Origin of the sequence: Echinicola arenosa, from assembly GCF_014841125.1 — a bacterium.
Lineage (GTDB): Bacteria > Bacteroidota > Bacteroidia > Cytophagales > Cyclobacteriaceae > Echinicola > Echinicola arenosa.
Genome location: NZ_JACYTQ010000003.1, coordinates 556,413 through 568,861 on the forward strand (window position 1 = coordinate 556,413; position 12,449 = coordinate 568,861).

The window sequence follows — 12,449 nt, forward strand, 5'->3', positions numbered from 1 at the left end:
CTATCCTTTTACGGACTTACCTATAGCAAATAGCCCTCCTAACCTCAAGAGTAAGGTTAATGCAGCACCAGCAGAAGCTACAACCGTATTTACCTCACTCAGCACATGGACTTTTCCAAAAGAAATAAAGACCAATAAACTAATCACCACAAGTACAAGTACTGCTGAGGCAGTATTCCAAGTGCCCTTTTGTTTAGACTCCAATTCTCTTGCCAAGGCCTCATTGCTATTAACCTTTGAGAGGACAAAATTGGTAAAACTCTCATTCATCAACCTCAGCGAATGATCAAATATCAAAATCCCTTTGTGCAAAAGGTCAATGATCCCATCAACATTATTGGTATTTACAAATTTATCCTTTGCGATATCAAATACTATGTACCTTTCTTCTTTGGAAAGGCTATTCCAAATGGAGTAATAATAAGAATAAGAAGTCTCTTGGATGTTCAGGATTACGTCTTCATCGGAAACATCTTCAGCATAGAAATCTGACTTTAGGTAAAGCTGATTGAGATACTGTCCATGACTCAATTCCTCCTTTAGGGTTTCATTGTTATGGCTGGCAAGAACCTTTTCTTCCCATTTATCTGGTAATGGATCAAAAGCAATGCTGATTCGGTAAAATCCTCCTAACAAATACAGCCACATTTTATAATCAGACTTCAACCGGTCCATTTCTTCAAAATTGACATCCTTTCCGGCTGATAGGGCTTTATCAAATTTCTTAATCTCATCTTCGTAATGCTCATAGATTTTGACCGGACTGATACAAGATGAAATTACCACTCTAATGGATGGATTATTGACTAATCGCTGTAGAATATTAAGTTTAACGCGATTTAGCGCAAAATCATCATAATCAAATTCAAAATGCTCAATGTACACCATTACCTGAAAAGGAAAGGCTCCAGCATATGATTCTGCATCAAATTTATTGGACAATGCCCTTTTCAATGAATCATGTCCTCCCCTGGCAGCAATAAATAGGTACTCCAAGGGAATATTCATACCCAATTCCTTGTTTTCAAAAGTATAATCCTTGACAATGGCAGTACCTGTAGAAGAAGACTCATTTACCAAACGATCCAAATCCATATTCAACAAGTTGGGTAACTGCATCAGATCAAGTGTATAAAAATCGTTTTTATACTCCTTTTTGAGGCAATTGTAAATATTCCTGATATGCGAAGCATTGATACCTACCAGCAATGTATTGTTGAAATTGTCCAGTTGGATATTGTTCGCATTGATTCTTCTCAATCGGTCTGACTCTGCATAAATCTGGATTAATTGTTCCCCATGCTTTTCAAGGTTGTTGTTCAAAATCAACTTGTCTGCATAAGCCTTAAAGTCCAAACCGAATATTTTCTGGGTTGTTGCTCGCAACAAAACATAGTTTAAAATGACCAAAACTACCATTAACGCTAAAAACAGTATTTTATACTTTCCCAATAAGGCCGAAAATGACATTACATCACCACTAGCAGTTATCCCATTTTGCTGCCCCTGCCCCATCAGGTAAAAAGTGTCATCCCCTACAAAATACCACTTATGATCACATGCTTTATCTTTGACATAACCTTCTGAATCGTTACCATATTGGTTGAAGTCGATCCGCATTTTAGGATAAACTTTATCAAAATACGAGATAGCTTTTGACAGTCCTCCTGTTTCCAAAACAACATTTTCAGTTACTATGTCAGAATAAGCTTGGTACAGTTTTTCCTTTGTTTTCATACCCCTGATAAATTCCTCTGCACCTATTACCTTTTCGATCTTCTTGTTTTCCACCCAATCGTAGTACTGTGCTACTTTTGCACCCTCCCAAGCTAAATATTTATTGACAAGTTCATGCTTTGCATACTTGAGAAGTATTTCATTTTCCTTGTTATAGCTAATAGAGAAAAAAATAAAAGTGGGAACTACTGAAATCAATGTCAACAATGAAAAGACAAATATCTTATATGACATATAAGTCTTCCATTTTTCTCCGGACTTCACTTCTTTATGGCTATGTGTATCCTTTAAGACATAATCCAACAAGAAATAAATTATATAGGCCACGATGGCCATAAATATTACATCTGTAACTACAGATACTGCAGAAATTTGAAGATTTCTATACAAGTGAATAGAACTAAATATAAAGCATAGACCTACGATAATGAATAAAATCCTCAGAGAAACCGTATTTTCTCCCTTATGAAATAATGTGTAGAGTTTCTTACTATTGGGCAATCTTTTGGATAAAACAATATAATTGATGGCCATCCATATCGCTCCGATCATAAGGGTCTTCTGAATCAACATATCGGGATAGTTTGAAAACTTTCCCCAACATATAAGAATATACAGGACTCCCAATGCATTGATATATCCCAATACCATATAGGCTACTTTAAACTCATTTAAAGGATAGGTGTATGGTCGAAGCCAATTAAAAATAAATATCTTTTGCCTCAGTTTATTGGCTTTAACTGAGAATAAATACATCAATGCATAAAACAGGAAAAGCAAAGTCAAATATCCCAATTGCATCTCTAATGTAAGGTTTATGGCAATAGCATTAGGGGAATTGATATATTGCTGATCAGCAAAGGTGGCCAAATAATAACCATCCACAAATTCCAGCTTGTTCACTGACATATAATGCGGCTTATTCATATAATTGACCGATTCAAAAACCGAAGTGCCACTTTTCATATAAGGCTGAAACTTTTCTCCTGTTTCCTCCAAAAAATTTTCGTTTAGGTTTCTCACCTTTTCAGAGTGAAACAAGGTTTTACCTGTTTCGTCAAACAGACAAAAGCCATATCCCTTATCCAATATAGGGTCAATTAATGATGATAAAGAAAAGCTGCAGGCCAAGGCTTTTAGGTATGGGTGTCCTGTGGGTATGCCAATGCCAATCTCATAATTCCCGTCACTCACCGACCTTATGGACTCAAAATAAATAGGTACTTTGTCAATTTTTTTACTTTCACCATTGATATTTTTCATCACATAGTTTCTGTGACTAAGGTCTGATAACTGTTTGGGTTTATTTTCGCTGGAAATATAAATCTTAACCTTTCCTGCTGAATCGGTCCAAAAAATCGAGTTAAAGTAGCCAAAAGTATCAACCAATTTATCCAAGTCAACTGGATTTTCAGATGGTAAGGCGTTTTTAAAATCCTTTCCCCTTACATTATGAAATGCAGCATAATATGGCCCATTAGCTGATTTCATACCAGTCTCATCTGGTAGGCTATAGAAAAATCCTGAAACCGATTTTAACTGGTTGATCATCGGATCAAACTCATATTTGCTACCATTTTTCCATTCTTTTTCATTATTAAGTAGTTTTTGGTAGTCCAATTCAGAAGTATCCGGCAGTTGATCTTTGATGATGTTCAGCAACGCAATAACATTCCGAAATTCTGTTTGAAGATTATTACTTAAGGTACTGTTTAATACCTCTAAATTCACTTTTGTATCATGCCTCGATTGTATCAATTGGGTGGTAAAAAACATGAAAAGCAGGATAATTACAGCCGGAAGAATGGTTATGGATGCTCCTGTAAAGAAGACGTCTTTGATATACAACCTTTCTACATTGCTCATGATGAACAACTTAATAATCGGTAAGGCCAACACTATAAGAATAACCAATATAATTGCAAAAGATATAAAGAATACGGAGACCTCTCGCTTTTCGTCATTAAACCGATCCGCATCAATAAACCCACATACATATATCATGCTTTCTTCATCATTGATATGAAGGCTGTTAAAGGTTGTGTAGCTGGCATAGCCTAAGTCGAGCTCGAATATATTCTTGGTCTGAAAAACATTGACAATACTGTCCTTTGAGTAATAAAGGCTTCCAATGTCCTTGTTACTGTACAATGTGATAAGGTCTTGCTTTTCCCCCAGCTTGATTTTAATAATACTTACAAAGTCAAAAACATCCTTTCTGTATACCAAAGGATTATCAAATATTTCATCATACTTTTCGCTGGCAACTGTAACAGTATCATTTTGTTTAGCCTCGCCCTTGATAGTAATATCCCTTATTTGTTTATAAAGAATTTGATGATCCTTATATTCAAAGAAAATTTCACCTCTATTCTTCAATGAATCACTATTACTGATGATCTTCCTATTATTTTCCAGCAGGTTTTCAATATTGTGGTTGATATTATTGAGCACCCTTTGATTATTGGAAATCAGGGTTTTTTCATTGCTTTTTACATACACAAAAAAATAGAACATAAAGGAAAGCGCAATCAGCACCATGGTTGTCAAAATGACAACCCCTTTCTTGGAGACATGCATAAGTCAAAATTTATATTATAACTAGCGATGTGTGGTTCTTAGAATCAATCCTATGCAGCTGGATCTTTCTATCATGAAGACCATCCAGACTTGGTGAGGGCTGGACGACTTACCTTTTTCCAGAAATGTGGCAGTTTGGATTCTCCTGATCAAAAACTTCAATAGTTTATATACTCGCAGCTATTGCCTTAAGTACTTTGGGGAGAAAAATAATCTAAGCGTAAGAAATGGTAATGTATTACAATTTATTCTATTTGTTATAAATTTAACTGGTTTTTAGTGATTTTTCAATACCCAATACACGGTATTCTCAAGTAATTATTGATTGATGTTATGAGCCAATTCTGCAAAAAGTTCCTGATAGTCATACTGCAAGTCTTCATGTAAACCTCCTATCAGTTTTTCAATCTTATTTAATTGCATGACATAAAGATTATTGATCACAGGATGATTAAAGGATAAAAAATCATGATCACTTAACTCTCGGCAAAAAAAGGCAATCAGCTCAATCTGAATGGTTTTGTCCTTGGTAAACTTTAAGTATTTATTCAGCTTTCTCCTAATGGCTTGGGCTGATTTTTTGGCAAAATGAGCGTGGTCCAAATTGGCATTTTCAAATGCTTTCTGAAGCTCTTCTTCTACCATTTCCTGAAAGAAACTCGGGTTCTCCCGTCCATAAACTTTAAAAAATAGAAATTGCTTATTGTCTGTAGTGAACTTCGCTGTTTCCATTAACAGGCCAATCAATTCTTCTTCAGGCAAATGGGAAAGCTCTTTTTTAATCTGGGCAAGGCTTGGAAGTTTCATAGATTCCCAAAAATATCAAAGATTAACTTTTGGTCAACACAATTTACCCAACTTTCTGTAGAATATCTCCGTAACATTAAATTATTAGTTTAGCAGCACGCGCTATTCTGCTTCTGAAAAAAACATTGACTTTTACAAACCCATCAAAAATTACTTTTATGCCAAAATTCTTATTGTTATGCTGTTTAAGCATTTTAGCCCTTCCTGTATTTTCACAATCCGACTATCAAAGTCAATGGGATCGGGTAGAAAAGTTAGAGATTAAAAATTTACCCAAGTCCGCCCTTCAGCTTACCGATTCTATTTATACCGTGGCCAAAGAAGAAGGCAATTCCCCTCAGTGGATCAAGGCCCTTATTTACAAATCCAAGTTTGCCAGAACTCTGGAAGAAGAGGCTCAAATGAGTATTATCCAGCAGTTTCAACAGGAAATCAAAACTGCCCAAGCACCAGAAAAGAATATCCTAGAGAGTATGCTGGCCCAATTTTATCATGCCTATTTCCAGCAAAACAGGTGGAGGTTTTATAATAGGAGTAATACAGCAAGCATCGTAGACAGTACCGATTTCCGTACCTGGGATTTAAAGAACCTTTATAGTATTATCCATAAACATTTCCAGTATTCACTGCAGGACGCCAAGCTTCTGCAAAATACAGCTTTAGAAGAATTTTCCGCTATTCTAAACAAGGAAGAGCAAACTATTCCTCTCAGACCTAGTCTATTTGACTTCTTAGCCCATAAGGCCATTGATTTTTATCAAAATGATGAAAGTAGCATTAACCAGCCTGTGGCACCATTTAAGATTGATAAACCTGTCTTTTTTGAAAAAGAGAACTATCTCCCACCTTATGAATCGAACAGCTTCTCTCCTACTTATGAAACCCTTATAATATACCACGACCTTATCCAATTTCATTCTAAAAACTCCATGCCAGATGCCAAGGTGATGGCAGAATTGGACCGTCTGGCATTCATAGCCGAGTCATATGTGGGAATAGATGGCTCAACCCACCATGAAAAAGCCCTCAAAAGCTTATTGGATAAGTACAAAGGCCAAGAAATCAGTGCCATGGTCACCTATCATTTAGCTAAACTTTATCATCAACTTGGGCAGGAATACGAAGCAGGAGAAGACATTACCCATCAAAATAAAAAGAAAGCAGCTCATCAACTCTTGTCTGAATCACTGCATAAATATCCAAATAGCGTTGCTTCAGGTATTATTCATGAATTAAAATCGATCATAGAGCAGCAGACTTTGGAAATAAAGATGGAGAAATACTTACCATCTAATCAACTTGGGCGCATCATGGCTGAGTACAAGAATATGGATAGTTTAGATTTTAAACTTTATCCATTGAGTATTGATCAAGTAAAGGACTATGGTCAAAAGTATTCTAATGAGCTCAAAGAAAGTTTCATTGAAAATCTCGAGCTGACCAAAAGCTGGAAAAGTAATTTGATCAATGAAGGAGATTTTCAGGTACACGGAATGGAAAGTCTCTTCCCTGCAATGCCAAAAGGCGCCTATCTGATCACTGTGCAAGGCCGATCAGCAGTTCCAAACGACAACGAAATTCACAAGTCTTATGGTATTGTCCAAGTAAGTGACCTGGCACTCATTCAACAAAAAGTAGGCAATCTGTTTCGCATGCAAATTATTGACAGAAAAAATGGAGTCCCTATTTCCAAAGCCAAAATCAGCTTAAATGGTTATAAGCAAGGAAACTATACTGCTATCAAGGATGGATTAGTCACTGATCAAAATGGCTTTGCTGAGGTGAGGTTTAAAGAGAATTATTATAATATCAGCGCCACTGTAGAAAAAGGCAAAGACCAGGCTTTATTCGGCGATTTACACTATTATCAACGTTATTCCGAACAGGAAACAGGTACTACCATCAAATCCCAACTTTTCACTGACCGAAGCATTTACAGGCCTGGACAAACGGTTTATTTTAAAGGCATTCTTTTCACCCACCAACAGCAAGGCAGTGAAGTGATGGAAAAAGAACCTGTGGAAGTTACACTCTATGATGTTAATGATGAGGAAGTGTCCACTCTTTCTCTTTGGACCAATGAGTTTGGTTCTTTCAATGGGGAATTTTTATTGCCTTCAAGCGGCCTGACAGGAAAATACTATCTGGAAGTAAGTGAAGATTTTGATGAGGAAAGCAGTGCTCAATTTAATGAATATGACTTTATCGATAACGAGCATTATATCTCGGTGGAGGAATACAAACGTCCTACTTTTGAAGCCAGCTTTGACCCAATAAAAGAAGAATATCAGGTCAATGACAGTATAAAATTGAAAGGAACAGCCAAGGCTTTTTCAGGAAGCAAGCTCACCGATGCCAAGGTAGTTTATCGGGTATATCGCAAGGTGGAAATGCCTTATTGGTATTCTTTCAGAAGCAGTTTTCCAAGAGGCCAATCCCAGGAAATTGCCCATGGGGAGTTGCAAACTGATCAAGACGGAACGTTTACCATTCCGTTCAAAGCTATTCCTGATCTTAGTGTGGACAAGGAACAGCAGCCGGTTTTCCACTATGAAGTGACAGTTGAGGTAACGGATATCACAGGAGAAACCAGAAGCTCCCAGACCACGGTCAATGTGGGGTACCATGCCCTAGTACTGAATTTGAAAACTCAAACTAGCTGGACAAAACAGCAAGACAGCCTTTTCCTGCAAGTCAGCAGCACCAACCTCAACGGAGAATTTATACCTACAAAAGGCAAACTAAAAATCTTTAAACTCCAAGCTCCTGACCGGGTTTTAAGGGAAAATCCTTGGAGCGCTCCTGATTATAAACGTTGGAATAAAGAAGAGTTTAAAACCCTTTTCCCCCATGATCCTTATGATCAAGAATCCACGGTGGAGAATTGGGACAAAGGGGAAATGGTCTGGGAAACAGAATTTGATACAGAAAATTCAAAATCCATCTATTTTTCTGATTTCAAAGATTGGTCAAACGGGCAATACCTTGTGGAGGTAGAAGCACTTGATAAATATGGACAGCAAGTGAAAAGCAAGGAATTCCTTAAACTATTAGATATAAAGGCTAAAAAAGTTGCCGAAAATCAACTGTTGGACATCAGCTTGGACAAAAAACAGTATCTACCCGGTGATAGGGCAAGATTACAAATAGGTACCGCTGCCAAAGACCTGACTTTGGCCATTGTGGTCGAGAAAGATGGAACAATCCAGAGCACTCGATTGATTCAACTGGATGCTAACTATAAGTATTTGGTCATACCAGTGGAAGCATCCGATTGGGGAGGGTTTGTCATCCACTACAGTCTGGTCTTCGCCAATTCTGCCAAAATCGGTCAGTTAAAAGTTAATGTTCCTTACCCTAAACGTGAACTGGAAATCGAAACGATTAGCTTCAGGGATAAAATACAACCAGGATCCCAACAATCTTGGACCTTTAAAATCAAAGGTCCTCAAAAAGATAAGGTTGCGGCTGAGATGTTGGCCAGTATGTATGATGCCTCTTTGGATCAATTTGAACCACACCGTTGGAGTTTTAATCCAACCCATAATAAGACCTATTACAGTCAATTATCCATTGGCACAGGTTCAAGTTTCGATTTGGCCTATTTTGAAAGAGATTACTTTTATCAGAACACTTCCCTCGCCAAGCTAAATTTTACCGATTTTGACTGGTTCGGTTTTGACTTCACCAATACCTATGCTAATAATGCCTACCTGAGTCGACTGAGGGAAAAGTGGATGCCCATAAAACCTGAAATCAATACTTCATTTGATCCAAGTCTAGAAAAAGGCATGGTAAAAGGTCGGGTGACAGATATGGAAGGCAATCCATTGCCGGGAGTTTCCATCATCCGGACTCCGGACAAAACCGGAACAGTAACCGATATTGAAGGTAACTATGTTTTGAAAGCAAAAAGTGGGCATCAATTGCAGTTTAGCTATATAGGGTATATTAGCACAAAAACTTTGGTTACTGGAAAAGTCAATGTAATCAAGGTGAAACTAGCAGGGGATATCAGCAATTTGGATGAAATAGTAGTAGTTGGCTATGCAGCCCAGAGAAAGCAATCCATAACAGGGGCTGTAGTTAAGGTGGCTGATGATGTAGCACTTGAAGAAGTACTTGAAATACCAGAAACTGAACAACCTGGTGTGGCTATTCGAGGAAATGGCTCCAATACAGAAGGAGTTATTTACATTATCGATGGCAAAGTAGCCAGCTCCTACACTGGATTTGAAAAGGATATCATTTCCATGAATGTTTTGAAGGGTGATGAAGCAGTGGTCATTTATGGAGAAAAGGCTGCCAATGGCGCCATTGTGATCACCACACATGCCGGACAAGCTGAACTGGAAAAACAGCTCAATCAGGTCAAGGCCAGAACCGATCTCCGGGAAACAGCTCTCTTCTATCCTACACTGCATACGGACGAGGAAGGAAATATCAGTTTTTCCTTTACCGCTCCAGAGTCCCTTACCCGTTGGAAACTTCAGTTATTAGGCCATACCAAAAACCTTGATGTGGTTTACAAATCCTTGGAGACCCTCACCCAAAAAGAGCTAATGGTGGTTCCTAATGTGCCAAGATTCTTAAGGGAAGGCGATCAGATTCGAATCTCTGGAAAGATTTCCAATCTCACCGATCAAACGCTTATCGGTAAAGTAAAACTGGAGCTAATAGATCCTATTACCGGTGAGAATATGGATACTCAACTTGGAAACAAGCTAGCAAGCCAAGATTTTCAAGTCATGGGCAGAGGCAATACTGCTATCCATTGGAACATCAGCATCCCTGAGGGCATTCAGGCAGTTCAATACAAAATGGTGGCAGCCGCGGGCGACTTTACTGACGGAGAACAAAATGCCCTGCCGGTTCTTTCCAATCGCATGTTGGTGACCGAGACCATGCCCATGTGGATCAGTCATACTGGAGAGAAGGCTTTTAAAATGGAGGCTTTGACCGATATGCAATCCAATACTCTTCGGCACCATAACCTGGCCTTGGAGGTCACCTCCAACCCTACTTGGTATGCGGTTCAAGCCTTGCCTTATTTGATGGAATATCCTTATGAATGCTCTGAACAAACCTATTCCAGATTCTTTGCCAATGCAGTAGCCAAACATATTGTGGACAATCAGCCCAGGATAAAGGCCGTGTTCGAACAATGGAAAACTCAGAATGCTGATGCCTTGCTAAGCAACTTGGAAAAGAATCAGGAGCTTAAGTCACTGATCATCCAGGAAACCCCTTGGCTAAGGGATGCCCAGTCTGAATCGGAGCAAAAGCAAAGAATCGCTCTACTATTTGACTTGAACAAAATGAATTATGAACTGTCGAAAAACATTAATAAACTGCAGGATATACAGTTCGGAATGGGCAGTTTTCCATGGTTTAAAGGTAGTCAACATGCGAATCGACGCATCACACAATACATTATTACTGGACTTACCGAAATGAGAAGCATGGGGATTCAAGCTGCTTTTGATCCTGCTGTGGAGGAAATATTGAAAAAGGGAAATGGCTATTTAGATCAGCAAATAAAAGAGGATTATAAGCAACTTCAAGCTGAAGCGGAGCGAATCAAAAAGAAAAGCAAAAATAAAGCTGAGGGCTCCAATGAAGCTCAAAGCTTCCTGAATAGAAAGCATATCCAATCCACCCAAGTTCAATACCTCTACTTAAGGTCCATGGATAAAGACAGGGTCTATCCTAAGGAACTAAAAGAAGCTATTAACTATTATCAAGCACAGGCAAAGCGCTATTGGGCAGAATTTAATTTACAGGACAAAGCCCATATGGTCTTGATCAGCCACCGACTTCATGCCAATGCCACTAAAGAGGCCATTATGAAATCCCTGGTAGAAAATAGCATTAGCAGTCCTGAATTGGGGATGTATTGGAAGGCCAATAAAGCAGGTTGGCTGTGGAGTGAGGCTCCCATAGAAACACAGTCCTTACTGATCAGGGCTTTTGCTGAAGTAGCTACAGATTATGAACAGAGCGATAAGCAACAGGAAATAATCAATCAGATGAAAATTTGGTTGCTGAAGCATAAGCAGACCAATCGTTGGAGCACGACTAAAGCTACTGCTTCCGCGGTTCAAGCTTTGCTACTGGAAGGAACTGATTGGCTGAGTATCACCAAATCCGTCAATGTACGCGTTGGAACCGAAAACATCTATCCTGACCAAGATCCAAACATAGGAAAAGAGGCCGGTACAGGCTATTTCAAAAAGTCCTGGCATGCAAATGAAATCAAATCTGAAATGGGCAATATCACATTTAAAAAGGAAACCGCGGGTGTCACTTGGGGAGCGCTTTATTGGCAGTATTTTGAAGATCTGAACAAAATCAACAGCAGCACCACTACTCCACTAAAGATCAAGAAAAAACTATTTGTAAAAACCCATACAGACAGCGGGGAAGTTTTTGAAGCAATTGATGATTCCAATCAAGTTCGTGTAGGAGATTTAATTAAAGTAAGAATAGAAATCAAGGTGGACAGGGATATGGATTTTGTACACCTGAAAGACATGCGGGCTGCAGGTTTCGAACCGATCAATGTACTCTCATCCTATAAATACCAAGATGGATTGGGCTATTATGAAAGCACCCGAGATGCCAGCACCAACTTCTTCTTTGAGCAACTGAACAAAGGTATCTATGTCTTCGAATATGAACTTCGGGCCAATAATCCAGGTATTTTCTCCAATGGCATCAGTACCATTCAGTGTATGTACGCCCCAGAATTCAGCAGTCATTCGGAGGGCATAGAAGTGGAGATAATTGAGTAAATTTGTATATGGATTTAAAGCATTATTAGGAAGGGAATAATTCTTAACCTATTTTCCCTTCCTACTATAATTAATTGTTATCCCAATCTCTTGTCTCCCATCCATAGTATAATCAAATGCAAGAAACCTGGAATTTTACACTATCCAATCCTACTACTTCAAGCAATTCGGAAGAACTTACTTCACTCCTTAAAAGGACTTTGGAATCGAATGAAAATGAACTTAGAATTTTCCTTTCCTTATATACTAAAATAGATGGAGCGGTAGCAGAATTCCCAGAATTTGAAAAATTGATTGAACAAAAGTCAATACAAGAAGGAAGCATTTCAATTCTCTTCAATAAGGTATTTTTTAATGCTTGCCTGAATATCAATGAAACTGAAAAGGATCGAATAATACTCCATTATTTAGTAGACCAAGAAAGAGCGGAACTCCTACTTACGGGCCCTTTTGTACCGGAAAGAGGTATGGATGACATTTAGATTACAATCTTGAATATGGAGAATTGAGTATTAAGATTTTAGACTTCAA

The 12,449-nt window shown here is 38.3% G+C and carries 4 protein-coding genes; 2 read left to right on the top strand and 2 right to left on the bottom strand.

Features of this window, described 5'->3' with window-relative positions; translation table 11 throughout:
* Positions 1 to 4,317 (bottom strand): cache domain-containing protein, encoded by a 4,317-nt coding sequence (locus IFO69_RS11570; protein ID WP_192010258.1) that lies wholly within the window; start codon positions 4,315 to 4,317, stop codon positions 1 to 3.
* Between the two features lie 318 nt (positions 4,318 to 4,635).
* Positions 4,636 to 5,124 carry a hypothetical protein gene (locus IFO69_RS11575; protein WP_192010259.1) on the bottom strand — a complete coding sequence of 163 codons (489 nt, stop codon included), beginning with the start codon at positions 5,122 to 5,124 and terminating at the stop codon, positions 4,636 to 4,638.
* A gap of 158 nt (positions 5,125 to 5,282) precedes the next feature.
* On the opposite strand from IFO69_RS11575, the gene IFO69_RS11580 reads away from it, so the two are divergent.
* Both IFO69_RS11580 and IFO69_RS11585 read left to right on the top strand, forming a co-directional pair.
* Positions 5,283 to 11,918 carry an alpha-2-macroglobulin family protein gene (locus IFO69_RS11580; protein ID WP_192010260.1) on the top strand — a complete coding sequence of 2,212 codons (6,636 nt, stop codon included), beginning with the start codon at positions 5,283 to 5,285 and terminating at the stop codon, positions 11,916 to 11,918.
* Between the two features lie 116 nt (positions 11,919 to 12,034).
* The gene (locus tag IFO69_RS11585) at positions 12,035 to 12,400 is read left to right on the top strand and encodes a hypothetical protein (RefSeq protein WP_192010261.1); all 366 of its coding nucleotides are present in this window, start codon (positions 12,035 to 12,037) and stop codon (positions 12,398 to 12,400) included.
* Positions 12,401 to 12,449: the final 49 nt, after the last annotated feature.

Coding starts and splice junctions, on each gene's coding strand:
- IFO69_RS11580 (WP_192010260.1), top strand. CDS start 5,283: ATGCCAAAATTCTTATTGTTATGCTGTTTAAGCATTTTAGCCCTTCCT.
- IFO69_RS11570 (WP_192010258.1), bottom strand. CDS start 4,317: ATGCATGTCTCCAAGAAAGGGGTTGTCATTTTGACAACCATGGTGCTG.
- IFO69_RS11575 (WP_192010259.1), bottom strand. CDS start 5,124: ATGAAACTTCCAAGCCTTGCCCAGATTAAAAAAGAGCTTTCCCATTTG.
- IFO69_RS11585 (WP_192010261.1), top strand. CDS start 12,035: ATGCAAGAAACCTGGAATTTTACACTATCCAATCCTACTACTTCAAGC.